This is a genomic window from Pseudovibrio sp. Ad46 (assembly GCF_001623065.1).
Classification (GTDB): Bacteria; Pseudomonadota; Alphaproteobacteria; order Rhizobiales; family Stappiaceae; genus Pseudovibrio.
In genome coordinates, this window is sequence record NZ_LMCG01000068.1 from 94513 (window position 1) to 112350 (window position 17838).

The window sequence follows — 17838 nt, forward strand, 5'->3', positions numbered from 1 at the left end:
AAACCCCCACTGCTGAAATCAGCGGAGAGCACCGTTAAAAAATGTGGCGCTCTCCGAAAACAAGCTTGGAGCTTATTCAGGCAGCTGGTCGTCGATGCCTTTAACGTAGAAGTTCATGGAAAGCAGTGCGCCATCTTCAGCGCTCTCACCAGCTTTCAGGAACTCAGAGCCGTCCTGTTTGGTGATTGGGCCGGTAAATGGCTTCAGCTCACCAGACTTGATTGCAGCAAGAGTTTTGGCAGCTTCTTCTGCAACATCCTGCGGGATGTTGGTGAACGGCGCCATGTGAACCATGTCGACATCCAGACCGCCCCAGGTATCCTGCCCCTTCCAGTTGCCGTCCATCACTGCCTGTACGCGGGCAATGTAGTAAGCGGACCAGTCGTCGATGATCGCAGTTGCTTGTGCCTTAGGCGCAAACTTGATCATGTCAGATGCCTGACCAAAGCCCATGATGCCACGCTCTTCAGCAACCTGCAGAGGCGCTGGGGAGTCAGTGTGCTGAACCATGATGTCAACGCCCTGATCGATCAGCGCTTTTGCAGCATCGGCTTCACGGCCCGGATCATACCAGGAGTTCACCCAGATGGTCTTGATCTTGAAGTCCGGGTTCACAGACTGTGCACCCAGCATGAAGGAGTTGATGCCACGCACAACTTCAGGGATCGGGAAAGAACCGATGTAGCCAGCAGTGCCGGATTTGGAGACCTTTGCAGCGATCTGACCAAGCACATAACGACCTTCATAGAAGCGAGCGCCGTAAGAAGAAACGTTCTTCGCCTGCTTGTAGCCAGTTGCATGTTCAAACTTCACTTTCGGAAACTTGCGCGCAACCTTCAAGGTTGGGTTCATGTAACCAAAGGACGTTGTAAAGATCAGCTCGTGACCGGAGCGAGCCAGACGCTCAATCGCGCGCTCAGCATCCGCACCTTCTGGCACGCTTTCAATGTAAGTGGTTTCAACTTTGTCGCCAAAGTGCTTTTCAATCGCCTGACGGCCCTGATCGTGCTGGTAAGACCAGCCATGGTCAGAAACTGGACCAACATAGATGAAACCCACTTTCAGTGGATCAGCAGCATTTGAAGCCCCTGCGGAAAGACCAAGTGCAACTGCAGCAGTTGCAGCAAGCTTGAAGATAGTGCGCATTGTGCGCTCCCCTTTATAGGTTAACCTGCATTCCTGCCACGCAACACCCTAATAAGCGCGGCGGAACACACCATTGAGAACCAGATGAACGACGGCGCCAAGCAAACACGATAGGAACAAACCCGAAGGCCGTTCTGCGCATTTGTGCGCCCACAAGTTGTTTTTCTGCTTTGTTTTCGCTCGCAAATATTTGCGATCGTTTATTCGTGCGCGTGCAGAAATCCGCAAATTTTGCAGCCGTGAATAAGTTCATATTCACTCAGATATTTAAATCTCTGTTATCTATATCTCCGACCCACCATGTATACGAAGGTCGAAATATTTACAATTTGACCAACGTCTACTATGAGCGCGTCGGTCAAATCAGGTTCTTATTAGCGATCAGGCACAAAGGGCTTACCAAGACAGGCAGGTGTATTCACCTTGGCAAGTGTCTTATTACGCGAGATCATGATCAGCACAATGATAGTTGCCAGATACGGCAGCGCAGACATCAACTGCGTCGGCAAACCAATGCCAGCGGCCTGTGCGTGGAACTGCAAAATGGAAACAGCACCAAACAGATAAGCCCCAATCAGCACACGCGCCGGGCGCCAGCTTGCAAACACCACCAGAGCCAGCGCAATCCAGCCTCGGCCCGCTGTCATGCCCTCAACCCACTGCGGAGTGTAAATGAGTGAAAGGTAAGCGCCTGCAAGGCCAGAACACGCCCCGCCAAACATCACAGCCAAGTAACGCACCTGAATAACGGAGTATCCAAGCGAATGCGCTGAACCGTGATTGTCGCCAACCGCACGGATGATCAGCCCCGTACGAGACCTGAACAGCACAAAGTAAACCGCAATCACAAGACCATAAGAAGCGTAAACCAGAACGTCCTGATTAAAGAGCAGCGGCCCAATGAATGGAATGCCTGACAACACTGGAATAGCAATCGGTTTCAGGCTGATACCCGGCTGACCGATGAAGGCTTCTCCAACCATACCGGAAAGGCCAAGCCCCAGTATAGTCAGCGCAAGGCCTGTCGCCACCTGATTTGCCATCAGATTAAGCGTCAGGAAGCCAAACAACAGGCTCATGGCAACGCCGGAGATCATGGCCGCCACAATGCCGATGTAAGGAGAACCAGTCGCCTGTGTCGCTGCAAAACCCATCACAGCGCCGACAATCATCATCCCCTCAACACCAAGGTTGAGCACACCTGAACGCTCCACCACAAGCTCACCAATAGCAGCAAGCAACAGCGGCGTAGACGCGGTGATGATGGTCAGAAGTACAGCCTCAATCATGGAAAGATCAGACATTGCCTGCCTCCTTCATGTTTTTCACACTGGAAGCAATCTTGAATCTGTAAAGAATGAGCGTGTCACAGGCGAGCACAAAGAACAGCAGCATGCCCTGAAACACACGCGTCACCTTATCAGTCAAACCAAGGCTGACCTGAGCAGACTCGCCGCCGATGTAGGAAAGCCCAAGCAACAACCCGGCAAACAGAATTCCAACAGGATTCAAACGACCAAGGAACGCTACGATAATCGCGGTAAACCCATAGCCAGGAGAAATAACAGGCGTCAGCTGTTCAATAGAACCGGAGACTTCCGCCATACCAGCCAGACCAGCCAAACCACCGGAAACGAGGAAACCGAACCAGACAACCCCATTGCTGGAAAACCCAGCAAAACGGCCAGCACGCGGTGTCTCACCCATCACCTTGATCTCAAAGCCTTTGAGCGTGCGAGACAGCATCCACCAAACCACCAGAACAGCCAGAATGGCGAAGATCATGCCAATATGCAGTCGTCCTTCACCGATTTTCGGCAGCACGTGTGCCGCATCAAAAATCCGGCTTTCCGGGAAGTTGAAACCTTCTGGATCACGCCATGGACCACGGACAAGAAAGTCGAGAATGTACTGCGCGATGTAAACCAGCATCAGGCTGGTCAGGATCTCATTGGTCCCAAACCGCACCTTCAGGAACGCCGGAATAGACGCCCACGCCATACCGCCCAAAATGCCCATCAGCACCATCAAAGGCAGGGCCAGAGGGCTGGTAAAGTCGTAAAACAGTACCGGAATAATGGATCCAGCCAGCGCACCCATGGTGAACTGACCTTCAGCACCAATGTTCCAGGAATTGGACAGGAAACAGACAGACAGGCCAACCGCGATCAGCACCAGCGGACCTGCTTTCACCAGCAGCTCTTCAATGGACCAGCTGGTTGTCAGGGGCTCGATGAAATAGGCATAAAGCGCATCAATCGGATTGTAACCCATGCTGACAAACAAAATAGAGCCACACACAAGCGTAAGCCCAATCGCAATCAGCGGCGAAACAACAGTCATCAGCTGAGAATGCTCAGCCCGTTTTTCAAGTTCAATGCGCATGGGTCTCTCCCGCGTTTGCTGCAGGGGAAGCAGACTTGCCCTCACCCATACCCGCCATCAAAAGACCGATCTTCTCACGCGTCATTTCAGAAGCTGGTTCGGCGACAGAAAGCTCACCACGAGAGATCACCGCAATCCGGTCAGAAAGCTCGTAGATCTCATCAAGATCCTGGGAAATCACCAGAACAGCAGAACCACCTCGGGCCAGATCAATGATCGCCTGACGGATCAAAGCTGCAGCGCCTGCATCAACGCCCCATGTCGGCTGGTTAATCACCAGCACTTTCGGCACACGGTCCAGCTCGCGGCCAACCACAAACTTTTGCAGGTTACCGCCAGAAAGAGAACGAGCCTCAGGATTATCATGAGACATACGCACATCGTAGGAAACGGTGATGCGCTTTTCCATTTCAGTTGCAAGCTTCTGGTTAAGCATGCCGTGCTTGATCAATGACGGCTCAGTTTTATAGCGCGTCAGCAATATATTGTCAGAAAGCACAAAGCCCGGCACCGCACCATGACCCAAGCGCTCTTCAGGCACAAAGGCAGAGCCCAGCAAACGCCGGTCATTGATCTTGCGCTTGCCAACCGGCACACCGCAAATTTCAACCGCATAAGCATCTTTGACCTGCGTCTCGCCAGAGATCGCATCAAACAACTCGCTCTGGCCGTTCGCTGCAATCCCGGCAACAGCAACAATCTCGCCGCCGCGCAAATCCAGATTGACGTCCTTCAGCTCAATGCCAAACGCACCATCCGATGGAATAGACAGATTGCGCAGCTTGAGCATCACATCACCCGGCTGAGCCTCAGTCGCACCGGCAGAGATATCATGTACATCGCCGCCGACCATCATACGGGCAAGGCTAGCCGGTGTTTCTTCAGCCGGGTCACACCCACCCACCACACGGCCATGACGCATGATCGTGGCGTTGTGGCAGATCTTCTTCACCTCTTCCAGACGATGAGAGATGTAAAGGATCGCACACCCTTCTGAGGCGAGGCGCTGCAAGGTGATGAAAAGCTGATCTGCTTCTTGCGGGGTCAATACAGACGTAGGCTCATCCATGATGATGAGACTGGGGTTCTGCAAAAGGCAACGCACGATTTCGATACGCTGACGGATGCCAACCGGCAGATCCGCAACCAGTGCTGCAGGATCCAGAGGCAGGCCATACTTTTGGGAAACCTCAGTAATACGTCTGGAAAGTGCCTCGATTTTTTCGCCTTTAGGCAAGGCCAGCGCGATGTTTTCAACCACACTCAGCGCTTCAAACAAGGAGAAGTGCTGGAACACCATGCCAACGCCCAGTTTGCGGGCAGCCGCAGGGTTCGAGATTGAAACCCGTTTCCCCTTCCAGAGGATCTCTCCCGCACCCGGTTCAAGAGCGCCGTAGAGAATTTTCACGAGCGTGGATTTACCCGCTCCGTTTTCGCCCAGCAAAGCATGAATTTCACCTTGCTTAATGACGAGATCGACATTGTCGTTCGCTAGAATGTCACCAAATCTCTTGGTAATACCCTTGGCTTCTATGAGATCTACGCCCTCTGCCACCGGGCCAGACCTCTGTTCGTTTTCCATCGTGTTATCCGTTCCCCCAAGCAAAATTAGATCGAGATGTTCTCCCTGAACCTAAGAAGCAAAACGAAAACCTCCCTGAGCATTGCTCATTTGCTTTTCCTTTACCACTAGAAGTTGAGCAGCAATGGAAATTGCAATATCAGACGGTTTTTTGCTTTTAATCTCAGTAATTCCGACCGGACAAACAAGCTGTTTGCTCTGCGCCTCCGGTACCCCGGAGTCTTTGAACCGTTTTAGTGTTCGCGCGCGCTTTGTTGCACTGCCTATCAATCCAATAAATGCCAGATCGGTTCTACGAACAGCGGCATCTACTATAGCATGATCACGCTTGTGATCATGGGTCATTACGATGACATAGTTTCCCGGCTCAAGGTTCTTTACGACGACTTGAGGCTCATTTAGATGAATGCAGCGAATATTGGAAGGTACATATTTAGGAAAAATTTCGCGCCGTTCATCAATCCAGCTGATCTGAAAGCCCAATGGGGCCATTGCAAGCATCAAAGCCTTGCCAACATGCCCTGCACCGAACAGATACAGATGGGGTCTATCCTCCCCGAACCTCTCCGTCAATTTGCCTTGATTTAAAACAATTTCAGCGGAATCTGCCCTGCACATTGCAGGGGGTAATACGTGCCTTTCAAGCACCCCGAAACTGCAAGTATTTGCAGTCGTTGAAAAAATCCCCACCCCTTCTTGTGTGGAAAAATCTTGTGCACGACCACGATAATTGAGATCAAATTGCTCAAATGCGATTTCAACCCGCCCGCCGCAGCATTGCCCAAGGTCAGGACCAAGCGCGTATGAGCGTGTTTGGAAGGCGGCACCGCCCTCTTTCATCAATGAAACGGCTTCATGCAAAACATCGTATTCCAGACGCCCACCACCGATGGTTCCTTTAAACGACATATCGGGGCGTACGACCATCCGTGTGCCATTCTCACGAGGAGAGGATCCGGCAACATCCAGTATACTCACCAGCACACAACGGCCAGCAGCATCCAGAGCAGACAGAACTTCACCCCAAACCCGCATCAGCTCACCTCTCCCGCCTTGATCGCTTTAACAGCTTTCAAGATCGCTTCAGGCGTTGCTGGTGCATCCAGTTTCGGCAAAACACCCTTGTTCAGGCTCGCAACCGCATCGTTGATCGCGCAAAAAACAGAGATTGGCAGCATCAAAGGCGGCTCTCCAACAGCCTTAGAACGATAGATCGTTGGCTCAGGGTTCCCGTCACTCTCATAAAGCGCCACATTAAAAATCTCAGGAACATCCGTGGCCGTCGGTATCTTGTAAGTAGACGGAGCATGTGTCCGCAGTCGGCCAGCATCATCAAACCACAACTCTTCCGTGGTCAACCAGCCCATACCCTGCACAAAGCCACCTTCAATCTGGCCAATATCCAGTGCCGGATTGAGCGATTTGCCAACATCATGAAGCACATCAACCCGTTCAACTTTCATTTCACCGGTCAACGTATCAATCACCACCTCAGAACAGGAGGCACCATAAGAGAAGTACAGGAAAGGCCGTCCCTTCACCCGTTCCCGATCCCAGATAATCTTCGGTGTTTTGTAAAACCCGGAGGAGGAAAGATGTATGCGATGCTCATAAGCAAGTTGAGCCAGTTCTTTGATGGAAAGCTTACGTGTCCCATCTATCAGCATCTGATCGTCACAAAGCTCAATATCCCCCTCAGAAACCTCAAAATGTTGAGCGCCGAAGGCTTTCAGGCGACCAACAATCTCACGGCACGCAATCGCGGCAGCCATACCATTCAAGTCAGTACCGGATGAGGCTGCGGTTGGAGATGTATTTGCAACCTTAGAGGTATTGGTCGCGGTGATCTTTACTTTCCCAAGGCTAACACCCATCTCAGTCGCTGCGATCTGGGCAACTTTTTGATAGAGGCCCTGCCCCATCTCTGTGCCGCCATGGTTCAGGTGCACAGAACCATCCCGATAAAGATGCACCAGTGCACCCGCTTGGTTGAGATGGGTCAGCGTGAACGAAATACCAAACTTCACCGGCGTCAACGCGATCCCTTTCTTCAGGATCACGTTCTCAGAATTAAACGCATCTACAGCTTTACGGCGCGCACGATACTCGGAGCTTTCCTCCAGCTCATCCACCAGCGCGGCCAGCACGTCGTGTTCATCAACCGCCTGCCCATAAGGCGTGGTATTCTCACCCTCGCGATAGAAGTTCGCCTTGCGTACATCAAGTGGGTCTTGCCCCATCTTGATCGCAATTGCATCCATCAACCGCTCAGCAGCAAACATCCCTTGCGGGCCACCGAAACCACGGAAAGCTGTATTAGAAACCGTGTTTGTTTTCAGCCTCTTGGAAGCTATGAGAACATCTGGATAGAAATAACTGTTATCCGCATGGAACATCGCACGATCATTGATACCAAGCGACAGATCCGCAGAGTGTCCACAACGCGAATTCAAATCAATCTGAACCGCTTCAATCTTGCCGGATGCATCACACCCCGCTTCCACATCAACCAGAAAATCATGGCGTTTCCCGGTCAGGATCATATCGTCGTCACGGTCCAACCGACATTTACATGGACGACCAGTAGCGTTTGCAGCCAAAGCTGCCAGTGCAGCCCATTGGTTGGCCTGAGATTCCTTACCACCAAATGCCCCCCCCATCCGGCGCACTTCAACGGTCACCGCCGCCTCATCAACACCCAGCACTTTAGCAACGGTATGCTGAACCTCAGTTGGATGCTGCGTGGAGGAATGCACAAGCATATCACCATCTTCACCGGGAACAGCAAAGGCCATCTGCCCTTCAAGATAGAAGTGCTCCTGCCCGCCAAGCGCAAAACTGCTCTTCACCGTGTGTGCAGACCGTTCCATAGTGGCTTCCGGTGTCCCACGGCGAAACTCATAGTCCGGCAACACAGTCTGCTCAGCTTTGAGAGCATCAACAACGCTCACCAGAGGCGTTTCTGCCTCTACCTCAATCCGTGCCAGTTGAACAGCCTTGCGCGCCTGTAAACGGCTCTCAGCTACCACAAGAAACACCAGCTGCCCATGGAATGCGATGCGATCTGATACAAAGACCGGATCATCTCCCATCGCAGGAGAGCAATCATTCACACCAGGGATATCCGCAGCTTCCAGCACGGTAACAACACCGGGAGTTGCTCTGACAGCGCTCAGATCGATTGTCGTCAGACGGCCACACGCTTCATGAAGCGCATACCCCGGCGCCACATGAAGCGTGCCGTACGGCTCAATCATGTCATCAATATATGTCGCAGTTCCAGACACATGCTTTTCTGCACTGTCATGCTTGTAGGATTTTCCCACGACCTGAGAGGTCGAGGTGCCTGCCTCTGTCTTTTCAAGAAGATCAGCTGACATGAGCGCCTCCCTCAACCAGTTCACGTTGCCCGTGGACACGCGTTTTTTGCGAGGATGAAGCAGATATCTCCAGTAAGGCTTTTTCTAAAAGCCCTCGCACAATATCACGCCGATAGGTGCTGGAGGCTCGCATGTCAGTCAGTGGAACGAATTCACTCTCAATAGCATTCAACGCATCCTGCCAACTGCCTGGGTCTTCCAGGGACGCACCAACCAGAGCCGCTTCAGCGCCACTTGCACGTTTTGGAATGCCTGCAACACCACCAAATGCCATGCGCGCACGCTCCACAACACCGTCTTTCACCGTCAGACAGAACGCAGCCATCACTGCAGAGATATCCTGATCAAAGCGCTTGGTGATCTTGTAGGCCCGGAACTGCTCATTTGCGCTCAAACGCGGCACACTGATCGACGTCAGCACTTCGTTCTCAGCGATATCCTGCTTGCCATAGTCAATGAAGAAACTCTCCAGAGGCAAGGTACGCCGCCCACGATTGCTCTGCAGCTCAATTTCCGCCCCAAGAGCAATCAGCATCGGCGGCATATCCCCGATAGGCGATCCGTTTGCGATGTTCCCGCCAACGGTCCCCGATGCCCGAACCTGCTTTGAACCAATCCGGCTGATCACCACCTCAAGATCAGGATCAATAGACTTCAGGAAATGCTCAGCAACCGCATAAGACGCACCCGCACCAAGCCGGATACCCTGTTCATCCTCATAGCAAGTGCTCAATCCATTCACGCGCCCAAGAAAAATAACCTTCGGCAGGTCGCGCAGATGCTTAGTGACCCAAAGCCCAACATCTGTAGAACCAGAAACAAGCGTAGCCTCCGGATGCTCACCATAGGTTTCCAGCAAGCGCTGAAAGCTGCTCGGAGCAAAGAAGAACCGCTCGTCATTGCCCACATGAATATCCTGCGCATCCTGAAGAGCAGCGAGTTTACTCTCTGTTTCCGTTGCACGCGTAGCAAAAGCGTCATTCAAGCCATCGCGACACGCTTCCAGAGCCGCATCAACGATTGGTCGGTATCCGGTACAACGGCACAGATTGCCCGCTATCCAGGTGTTCACATCCTGCCGTGTCAGACCCGGCGTATTCGCATGATAAAGTGTAAACAGGTTCATCACGAAACCGGGCGTACAGAAGCCGCATTGCGATCCATGAAGCTCTACAAGCGCTTTTTGGACAGGGTGTAATCCGTCAGGCCCTTCCAGATCTTCAACCGTCACAAGCTCACAGCCATCAATCTGGCCGAGCAATAGAATACAGCTGTTCACGGGCTCATAAATGAGTTTGCCGTCACGCAAACGCCCAAGCGCAATGGTGCAGGCACCGCAATCCCCTTCACCACAGCCTTCTTTGGTGCCCGTTGAGCGTTCACTCAGACGCAGATAGTCCAGCAAAGTGGTTGTCGGCTCAAAACGATCCAATTCGACGATCTGGCCTTTACGAAGGAAGCGGATTGCCGTGCGCATCAACTCAGCTCCCCCTGTAGGTGGTGTAACCAAAGGGAGAAAGCAGCAGCGGCACATGATAGTGGCTGCTCACATCCGCAATACCAAAGCGGATCGGCACCACGTCAAGAAACGCAGGTTTTGGAAGAGAAATCCCCTCAGCCCGCAAATAGTCACCAGCATGGAACTGCAGTTCATAGGTGCCTGCAGTCAGGCTCTCACCTTCCAGCAGTGGCCCATCCACACGCCCGTCATTATTGGTCGAAAATACACCGATTTTGGAGAAGCTGTCCCCATCGATACGAACCAGCTCAACCCGCAGCCCTGCTGCAGGTTTCCCTTGAGCACTGTCCAAAACGTGGGTGGTCAATCGCCCCATAGTTGCCTCGTCTTTCAAATGGCAACTGCAATAGATGCCAGAATCTAAGTGAAACTACAGAGTGCACGACTATTTGTGATAACAAAAGAACAAAAAAGTGTCATACATGATGCCATTTAGGCATCAACTTTAGGCAAAATCTTCTCCAATCTTGCCTCTGCTTGCTCAAGAAAAATCGCTGGCGCCAGCGCAAGCCCACGCAACGACGAGGTGATGACGCAAAAATGGCCGCGTGTCAGCTGTTCATCAACAAGCGGTTTAAAGAGCAGCCGCTTGTTCGCCAATTCTTCTTCCAAACCAATGACCGTCTGAAACGCCACCATTTCACCAGAGCGCACCAGATGTTTCATAAAGCGCAGAGAATTGGCCTCCACACTGCTGTGCCCACCAATAGAACTGTGAGAGAGCGCCACATCCAGCCGGGCACGAATAGAGATCCCGCGCGCTGGCATGGCAACCGGATACTCAAAACACTGTGCAAGGCTCAACTTTTCTTCGTCGGCAAGCGGATGCGTCGGAGCCATGATTGCGCCAATCTCCAATGCCTTCTTGTAGGTGATGTTAAGCGCATCGGTATCCGGTGGCTCAAATGTGAACCCTACATCCACCTCAGCCTTCTCAACGGCCTGTGCAACGCGCTCAGCCCCCATCACCTGTACATCCACATGAATGCCGCTGTAATCCTTGTGGAACTGCGCAATCACCTCAGGCAACAGCGCTTCGGTCACACTCTCAACCGTTGCAATCGAAACCACACCACGACGAAGACCTTTTAGCGCATCCAGCTCCGCACCGGTCGCTTCCAGATCGGATAGCGTCCGCCGAATATGTGCCAGCAGAATTTCCCCTGCAGAAGACAGACGGATCGTGCGGCCAACTCGCTCAAACAGCTCCATTCCCAACTGCTTTTCCAGTGTGAGAATTTGCCGGTTCACCGCAGAAGACGCCACATTAAGCTTGCGCGCCGCCGCCCGAATGGAATTCTCTTCCGCAGCCGCTGCGAAATAACGAAGCGCTGGGCCGTAAAGATACCGCGACCGATCCATCAATCCTCCCAATCCCTCAAACGTATTTAGGGGATAATCACTGTTGCACCGGTGGTTTTACGCCCCTCCAGATCGCAGTGCGCCTGCGCAATGTCCTTCAGGCTGTAACGCTGGTTGATCTGAATATTAATTGTCCCGTCAGCCACAGCGGCAAACAGGTCCCCAGCTGTCTCTTCCAGCTCCCAACGCTCAGCAATGTAATTGAACAGTGTCGGACGCGTCGCAAAGAGTGAGCCTTTCTGAGACAGGATGGCCATGTTGAACTCAGGGAGCGGCCCGGACGATTGTCCAAAAGAACACCAAAGCCCACGTGGACGAAGGCAATCCAGCGATGCAGGATAAGTATCCTTGCCCACACTGTCATAAACCACATCACAGCCACGCCCATCAGTGATCTGACGCACCCGCGCTACCCAGTCCTCACTCTTGTAATTGATCACATACTCATAGCCATTGGCCTGAGCCAGCCGCGCTTTTTCTTCCGAGCTGACCGTCCCGATCACCCTTGCACCAAGGGCCGACGCCCATTGACCAATAATAAGCCCGACACCGCCAGCCGCTGCGTGGTAAAGCAAAGTCGTATCCGCTCCCACGTTGTAGGTCTCGCGCAGCAGATAGCGTGCAGTCATGCCTTTCAACATTAAAGCCGCCGCTTGCTCATCACTCACACCTTCGGGGATCTTCACAAGCACGCTGGCGGGAATATTACGCTCTTCACTGTAAGCCCCCAGCGGTCCTGCATATGCCACACGGTCCCCAAGAGCGAGCCCGGTCACGCCTTGCCCAAGCGCAACAACAATCCCTGCCCCCTCATTGCCAGGAATAAACGGGACACCATTTGGTGCCGGATAAAGGCCAGAGCGAAAATAGGTATCAATAAAGTTGAGCCCGATCGCAGTGTGCCTGATCCGAACTTCTCCATGCCCCGGATCAGGCAGGTCCACATCCACGTGTGTCAGAACGGACGGATCACCAGTTTTTTCAACGCGAACAGCAAAGACCATATGGATTTTCCCTTACAAAAGCTGGAGGCGGAGTTTGGACAGAATGCCGCTAACTTGCAAGCACCTTTGGGAAAACCATGCTCCACCCTGAGAAATGCAAGCATCAAAGCAAAAAGCCCGACCAATTGGCCGGGCTTCTAAAAACTCACTTATCGAGAATCACATCTTGCGAAACAACTGGTGAACAGCCCCAACACAAAACAGATAAAGGCTCGTTGCCGTGATCAGCGCAAACAACCAGCTATCGATAATAAAATCCTGATAAAGGGCAACCGCAAGTGCAGCACTCCACACAATGAGAATGCCCAGGGTCAGCGGACGCCACTTGACGGTGCGCACCGGGTGGACGAACTCGACAGGAGCAAACGTCAGCACAGAACATAGCACCACCATGCCGATGATGATCCATGGCGGAGACTGCAGTGCAACCAGCACAACAATCACCATATTCCAGACACCAGGGAAGCCAAGAAAGCCACCGCTTTCTGTCTTCATGTTGCCGTCAGCGAAGTAGATCGCGCCGGTAAACACAATGACAGCACCAGACAGAAGCCCCCAGAACTCTGAGAGAAGGCCGCTTTGGTATAGCGCGAAAGCAGGCAGGAAAACGTAGGTCGCGTAATCAATCACTAAATCCAGAATAACGCCGCTCCAGCGCGGCAAACGATTCTGAATGTCATATTTACGTGCTAAAGGACCATCCAGCCCGTCGACAACAAGTGCCACCCAGAGCCAGAAAAACATCATAGGCAGATTGCCGTTCGCTCCAGCGACAAGCGCAAGCAACGCAATGGGGGCCCCCAATGCGGTGAGGATGTGAATGAGGAACAGCCGGGAGTTGGTCTGACCGGTCAACTTTGGGTCCTTTGTTATTCTTTAAGTGAAGGTACCACTTAGAACAATCTATCGCCCAAAACTTCAATAAGAGGTAAGTCCGCCCGAGCGAAATAGATGTTTGCACCGCCCCATAGCAGAAGTGCGATACCTATTCCATAGCTTGTAAACGGTGTTTTGCTCTTTTTTTCAAGTGTCATTATGAGACCAAGCAGCGCGATCCAAATAATATTCATGATTCCCACTGCAAACATAAGCACCATGAGTGCCCAACAGCACCCCAGACAGTACAAACCTTGCTCGATTCCAAACTGGAAGGCACTTTGCTTTTGCTCACCGGAATGCAGGGCCAATGCAACATTGGGCGTCCGGCACCGGTCAAGACAAGCCTGCTTGGCAGGCGTAAACTGATAGATCGCGGCTGCAATAACAGTTGTAATCGTCAGTGTAGAAAACACTGGCATCATCATCGGGCTCATCACACCCAGCTCATGCAGCACGCCCTGAGCAACGGTCGCGACAACGGAAAACGCAACCCAGATAGCCAGATACCCGCCAGCCACCACATAAATAGCCTTGCCACCACGCGCTTCATGATAGGTCTGTAGCATCGGCATAGCAGTCGGCAACATCATGGCGAGCACCATCATGAACCACATCACAAACAGCAGAAAATAGTCGTAAAGGCCCATATTCACCAGCGCTGGCATCCCAAACGCTTCCTGAGCCAATGGCAAACACAGCGAGGCAAGCTGAACACGCACATGTTCCGGCAGGCCTTTGAACATGTTGAACTGATTGAACAACTCCATGCCCGGGCCCATCTCGCCCATATCCATGCGAGAGATCATGTCGATAACCATGGCCGCCAGATAAACCCAGCCCAAAACCACAGCACCAGCCAGCACAATGTACGGGAGCCGATAGGACAACTGTAAATCCGTCTTCGGACTGGTAACTGACATAACCAACCTCAAAATCAATCAGGACGGGCCGAAACTCTGCGGTTCCGGAACCGGCGCAATTTATGCAGCTTCTCTAATAGACCAGTAATAGTCCCAATGCGACATTGATTTAGTTCAAATCTAAACTGGAACCTGCGACATGATGAAGCTGGCGCAACGAGACCTCTCCGCTTTCACTAGGGGACTATCCGCGTGCGGCACCTTGAAACCGATAGGTTTTATCCCCTAGATACTTGGGTAATAGAACGCAAACAAAATGCGGAACGAAAAAATGGCAGCCAATCTTGCAGCAGACAGCACCAAAGGCAAAAACAACAACCTCACGCCGTCGCAGGAAAAGAGCTACGATTGCGCTGTAATCGGCACAGGCCCGGCTGGCATGATCGCCGCCCTTGCCCTTGCCAGCAATGGGCTGGAAACTGTGCTGATCGGCCCGTCAGTCAACCTTAACGACGCCCGCACCACCGCCCTGATGGATGCCTCCCGCCAGTTTCTGGATAACATTGGCATTTGGAAAGACTTGCGTTCAGCGTTTACGCCACTGGAAAAGATGCGTCTGATCGACGGCACTGATCGTCTTTTACGTGCACCTGAAACCACATTCTCTGCCTCAGAACTGGACCTGCCTGCCTTCGGCTACAACATCCTCAACAAGGATCTGAACCGGGTTTTGTTTGATCTTGTGAACAACAACGAGCTCATTGAACTTGTCGAAGACACGATCAAAAACGTCAGCAGCAATGATCATAAAGCCACCATTGAACTGAGCAATACGCCAGACATCAGCTGTCATGTCGTTATCGGCGCAGATGGTCGAAATTCTGTGGTTCGCCGCTCCGCTGGCATTGAGACAAAGAACTGGAAGTATCCGCAAGCGGCACTCGTTCTTAACCTCAAACACGACCTGCCGCATTACAACATCTCTACCGAGTTCCACCGCAACACCGGTCCATTCACCATGGTCCCGCTGCCAGGTAAGACCTCTTCCCTTGTTTATGTGGAAACGCCAGAACGCGCCGAAGAGCTGAACAACTACAAGGACGAAGCTCTCGAAGCCGAACTGGAAAAACTCAGCAAGTTCGTTCTGGGCTCGCTTAAACTGGCAAGCCCCAGGCAGGTCTATCCACTCTCCGGCCTGACAGCCGTTCACATGAGTGGCAATCGCTCACTGCTTATGGGCGAAGCAGCCCACGCCTTCCCGCCAATCGGAGCCCAGGGTCTCAACCTGTCTCTGCGCGATGTAGCCGTTGCGACAGAACTGCTGGCCAACGCAAAGCACACCAAGGCAGATATGGGTTCGGTTGAGCTGCTGCAGAAGTATGATCGCAGCCGCAAAGCAGACGTGATCAGCCGCACAACCGCCGTAGACCTGCTTAACAGATCTTTGCTAACTGATGCCTTGCCTGTTCAGATGTTGCGTTCTCTGGGGCTCTACACAGCCTCCAGAATCCCACTTGTACGTCGTCTGCTGATGCGTGAAGGCATCGCTCCATCCTGGAGCCTGCCAACATTGATGCGCGCACAAAACGATTAAGGCACCAGTATTCCAGATTGAATGAGATAAATGAGCGTTGGCAACGTAATAACAGATGCCAACGTTCCATAAAGCACAGCTGTAGACGCGCGCTCAACATAGCTCGAGTAGTGCTGAGCTAGCACATAAACATTCGCAGCCGGCGGCAATGCCGCCATGAGAACAGCTGTTGAGACCCACAGACTGTCAAAGCCACCAATCCACTCCAGCAGCACAAATACAAGGATTGGGTGCACCACCAGCTTGATAAGCAACAGGACTGGCAGTTCCTTCGCCGTTCTCCGGCTTGGCTGCAAGGCAATCGTCACCCCCATCGCAAACAATGCACAAGGTGCCGCAGCTTGTCGCAAAAACGAGATGGTCTGGTCGAGTGCAACAGGTGGCTTGAACTCTATTGCAGCAGCCAGAATGCCCGCAAACACTGCAAGAATAAACGGGTGAGTGATGATCTTCTTGAAAATCTCAAAGGCCAAAGGCCCAAACTTAATGTTCCGTGCCCCACCAATCGACATCATCATGGGAACGAGAATGAACAACAAGATTGTATCAAAACACAGGATCAAAGCCGTCGGCACCGCCGCCCCTGCCCCAAGAACAGCAAGCGTAACGCCCGGTCCCATGTAACCAATGTTGGAATAGGAACCGACCAGTGCCTGCACAGTCGCCTCACCAATACTGCCGCGCAATATGAAGCGCGCAAAAGCATAAGCCAGCACAAACATGGCGAAGGTGGAAAATGTGGTCGCTGCGACAAAGTCAAAAGTGGCAAGTTCTTCCAGCGGCGTTTCAGAGAGCAACTGAAAGAACAGCGCAGGCAGAGCCAGATAGATCACGAAAAAGTTCATCCATGACAAACCCTCTCGTGAGAGTTTCGCACCGCGACCAGAAACAAACCCTAGGAAGATGAGCAAGAAAAATGGCATTGCCAAATTAACAACATTGAGCATCTAAACCATTTCCCCATGCAATTTTTTAGTGTTCTCCGCATCCAACTGGAGAATGAGTTGCTTTTGAAATGCTGATTGGCTAATCACCATGTCCGAGTTGAGCGTATATAGCCATTCTACAGAGGTTGGCATACCGGCAACTACGACACTATAGTATGCGAGTAAACGGAACTGGAAAGCTCCATCCGCCCAAAGGCCAATATGAAAGCTAAAAAATCCCGTCGCCCACTGACACGTCGCGAGAAGCTCAGCTTTCGAGCTGAATGGCTGGCTCTAAGATTTATCGGCGGAATTCTGCGCTCTATGCCGCTGGATTGGTCCTCCGCTTTCATGGGAAACATGTGGCGTCTGATCGCCCCCATGACCCATAGGCATGCCCGTGCCAAAGCGCACATCATGGCCGCCTATCCGGAAATGACGCTCAATGAAGCGGATAAAATTATCCGGGATATGTGGGAAAACCTTGGTCGGGTCTCTGCTGAAACCGTTTTACTTTCCAAAATCCACAAGGATCCGAGCCGCGTCACCTACGTAAATCCAGAGGTCTTTGAACCCTCTGTTGGTGAAGGCGCCGTTCTTGTAACCATGCACTCCGGCAACTGGGAGGTTGTCTCCGACAAAGCCGAGGAACTTGGTCTCCCGCTCGCTGGTGTCTATCAAAAACTGAAGAACCCTTATTCTGAAGGGTATTTGGTCGAAAAACGCAATTTTCTTTATAAGCTTGGCCTGTTTTGCAAAGGCCACGACACCGGCACAAAGATCATTTCAATCCTACGTAAAAAGGGCTCCGTTGCCTTCGTCGCAGACGTACGCGACCATCGCGGTGTCAAAATTGAGTTCTTCAAACAACCGTCAGCAGCAACGCACATTCCAGCCGCCCTCGCCCGCACCATGAACAAGCGCCTCATCGCTGTGGTTGCTCGCCGCAAAAAAGGCTCCCGCTTCGACATCATTGCCAAAGAAATCCCAGTTGCTCGCACCAAAGACCGTGTACAAGATGCAATCACCACAACGCAGGCAGTACACGATCAGTTCGAAGAATGGATCCGCGAAGAACCATCCCAATGGATGTGGATCATGAAGAAGTGGATTTAGCCAGCTCCCCCACGGTGTATCTCACAAATGCCGGAGCTGGTTTAGATTTAAGACACGCTCCGGCAAAAGCTAAAGCCCTACAATC

The 17838-nt window shown here is 52.3% G+C and carries 15 protein-coding genes; 2 read left to right on the top strand and 13 right to left on the bottom strand.

The window, feature by feature from the left end; genetic code table 11:
• Window positions 1-72 precede the first annotated feature (72 nt).
• From PsAD46_RS17710 to PsAD46_RS17765, 12 genes are all read right to left on the bottom strand, one after another.
• Window positions 73-1146 carry a BMP family ABC transporter substrate-binding protein gene (locus tag PsAD46_RS17710; protein ID WP_063290816.1) on the bottom strand — a complete coding sequence of 358 codons (1074 nt, stop codon included), beginning with the start codon at window positions 1144-1146 and terminating at the stop codon, window positions 73-75.
• A gap of 374 nt (window positions 1147-1520) precedes the next feature.
• Window positions 1521-2450, bottom strand: a complete 930-nt coding sequence (locus PsAD46_RS17715) for an ABC transporter permease (protein WP_082827144.1) — start codon at window positions 2448-2450, stop codon at window positions 1521-1523.
• Window positions 2443-3531: an ABC transporter permease gene (locus PsAD46_RS17720; RefSeq protein ID WP_057466297.1), complete on the bottom strand. Its 1089-nt coding sequence runs from the start codon at window positions 3529-3531 to the stop codon at window positions 2443-2445. The genes PsAD46_RS17715 and PsAD46_RS17720 overlap by 8 nt, the downstream gene beginning before the upstream one ends.
• A complete protein-coding gene (locus PsAD46_RS17725; protein ID WP_063307508.1) occupies window positions 3521-5113 on the bottom strand; it encodes an ABC transporter ATP-binding protein in 1593 nt (530 codons plus the stop codon). Before PsAD46_RS17725 ends, PsAD46_RS17720 begins: the two co-directional genes overlap by 11 nt.
• Window positions 5114-5164: 51 nt before the next feature.
• Window positions 5165-6148 carry a xanthine dehydrogenase accessory protein XdhC gene (gene xdhC / locus PsAD46_RS17730; RefSeq protein WP_063307509.1) on the bottom strand — a complete coding sequence of 328 codons (984 nt, stop codon included), beginning with the start codon at window positions 6146-6148 and terminating at the stop codon, window positions 5165-5167.
• The gene (xdhB, locus tag PsAD46_RS17735; protein WP_063307510.1) at window positions 6148-8493 is read right to left on the bottom strand and encodes a xanthine dehydrogenase molybdopterin binding subunit; all 2346 of its coding nucleotides are present in this window, start codon (window positions 8491-8493) and stop codon (window positions 6148-6150) included. Before xdhB ends, xdhC begins: the two co-directional genes overlap by 1 nt.
• Complete coding sequence (gene xdhA / locus PsAD46_RS17740) at window positions 8483-9970, bottom strand: xanthine dehydrogenase small subunit (RefSeq protein WP_063307511.1); 1488 nt, start codon at window positions 9968-9970, stop codon at window positions 8483-8485. Before xdhA ends, xdhB begins: the two co-directional genes overlap by 11 nt.
• Window positions 9971-9974: 4 nt before the next feature.
• Window positions 9975-10328, bottom strand: a complete 354-nt coding sequence (gene uraH, locus PsAD46_RS17745) for a hydroxyisourate hydrolase (RefSeq protein WP_063307512.1) — start codon at window positions 10326-10328, stop codon at window positions 9975-9977.
• Window positions 10329-10444: 116 nt separating this feature from the next.
• Window positions 10445-11374 (bottom strand): LysR family transcriptional regulator, encoded by a 930-nt coding sequence (locus PsAD46_RS17750; protein WP_063288777.1) that lies wholly within the window; start codon window positions 11372-11374, stop codon window positions 10445-10447.
• Between the two features lie 26 nt (window positions 11375-11400).
• Window positions 11401-12378 (bottom strand): quinone oxidoreductase, encoded by a 978-nt coding sequence (locus PsAD46_RS17755; RefSeq protein WP_063288778.1) that lies wholly within the window; start codon window positions 12376-12378, stop codon window positions 11401-11403.
• A 159-nt stretch (window positions 12379-12537) separates the two neighbouring features.
• Window positions 12538-13233, bottom strand: coding sequence for a CDP-alcohol phosphatidyltransferase family protein (locus tag PsAD46_RS17760; RefSeq protein ID WP_063288779.1), 696 nt, complete (start codon window positions 13231-13233; stop codon window positions 12538-12540).
• Window positions 13234-13271: 38 nt separating this feature from the next.
• The gene (locus PsAD46_RS17765) at window positions 13272-14177 is read right to left on the bottom strand and encodes a DUF2182 domain-containing protein (protein ID WP_063288780.1); all 906 of its coding nucleotides are present in this window, start codon (window positions 14175-14177) and stop codon (window positions 13272-13274) included.
• Window positions 14178-14448: 271 nt separating this feature from the next.
• Here PsAD46_RS17765 and PsAD46_RS17770 point away from each other — a divergent pair, with 271 nt between their 5' ends.
• Window positions 14449-15711, top strand: a complete 1263-nt coding sequence (locus PsAD46_RS17770) for a UbiH/UbiF family hydroxylase (RefSeq protein ID WP_063307513.1) — start codon at window positions 14449-14451, stop codon at window positions 15709-15711.
• Here the strand turns inward: PsAD46_RS17770 and PsAD46_RS17775 are convergent.
• Window positions 15708-16658 carry an AEC family transporter gene (locus PsAD46_RS17775; RefSeq protein WP_063290825.1) on the bottom strand — a complete coding sequence of 317 codons (951 nt, stop codon included), beginning with the start codon at window positions 16656-16658 and terminating at the stop codon, window positions 15708-15710. The two genes, PsAD46_RS17770 and PsAD46_RS17775, sit on opposite strands and share 4 nt — an antisense overlap.
• 201 nt (window positions 16659-16859) lie before the next feature.
• Between PsAD46_RS17775 and PsAD46_RS17780 the strand changes: the two genes are divergently transcribed.
• Window positions 16860-17753 carry a lipid A biosynthesis acyltransferase gene (locus PsAD46_RS17780; protein ID WP_063288783.1) on the top strand — a complete coding sequence of 298 codons (894 nt, stop codon included), beginning with the start codon at window positions 16860-16862 and terminating at the stop codon, window positions 17751-17753.
• Window positions 17754-17838: the final 85 nt, after the last annotated feature.

Excerpts from the sequence above, each read along its gene's own strand:
- PsAD46_RS17770 (WP_063307513.1), top strand. The coding sequence starts at position 14,449 with ATGGCAGCCAATCTTGCAGCAGACAGCACCAAAGGCAAAAACAACAAC.
- PsAD46_RS17780 (WP_063288783.1), top strand. The coding sequence starts at position 16,860 with ATGAAAGCTAAAAAATCCCGTCGCCCACTGACACGTCGCGAGAAGCTC.
- PsAD46_RS17775 (WP_063290825.1), bottom strand. The coding sequence starts at position 16,658 with ATGCTCAATGTTGTTAATTTGGCAATGCCATTTTTCTTGCTCATCTTC.
- xdhA (WP_063307511.1), bottom strand. The coding sequence starts at position 9,970 with ATGCGCACGGCAATCCGCTTCCTTCGTAAAGGCCAGATCGTCGAATTG.
- PsAD46_RS17710 (WP_063290816.1), bottom strand. The coding sequence starts at position 1,146 with ATGCGCACTATCTTCAAGCTTGCTGCAACTGCTGCAGTTGCACTTGGT.
- PsAD46_RS17725 (WP_063307508.1), bottom strand. The coding sequence starts at position 5,113 with ATGGAAAACGAACAGAGGTCTGGCCCGGTGGCAGAGGGCGTAGATCTC.
- PsAD46_RS17750 (WP_063288777.1), bottom strand. The coding sequence starts at position 11,374 with ATGGATCGGTCGCGGTATCTTTACGGCCCAGCGCTTCGTTATTTCGCA.
- PsAD46_RS17755 (WP_063288778.1), bottom strand. The coding sequence starts at position 12,378 with ATGGTCTTTGCTGTTCGCGTTGAAAAAACTGGTGATCCGTCCGTTCTG.
- PsAD46_RS17715 (WP_082827144.1), bottom strand. The coding sequence starts at position 2,450 with ATGTCTGATCTTTCCATGATTGAGGCTGTACTTCTGACCATCATCACC.
- uraH (WP_063307512.1), bottom strand. The coding sequence starts at position 10,328 with ATGGGGCGATTGACCACCCACGTTTTGGACAGTGCTCAAGGGAAACCT.
- PsAD46_RS17765 (WP_063288780.1), bottom strand. The coding sequence starts at position 14,177 with ATGTCAGTTACCAGTCCGAAGACGGATTTACAGTTGTCCTATCGGCTC.
- PsAD46_RS17720 (WP_057466297.1), bottom strand. The coding sequence starts at position 3,531 with ATGCGCATTGAACTTGAAAAACGGGCTGAGCATTCTCAGCTGATGACT.
- xdhB (WP_063307510.1), bottom strand. The coding sequence starts at position 8,493 with ATGTCAGCTGATCTTCTTGAAAAGACAGAGGCAGGCACCTCGACCTCT.
- xdhC (WP_063307509.1), bottom strand. The coding sequence starts at position 6,148 with ATGCGGGTTTGGGGTGAAGTTCTGTCTGCTCTGGATGCTGCTGGCCGT.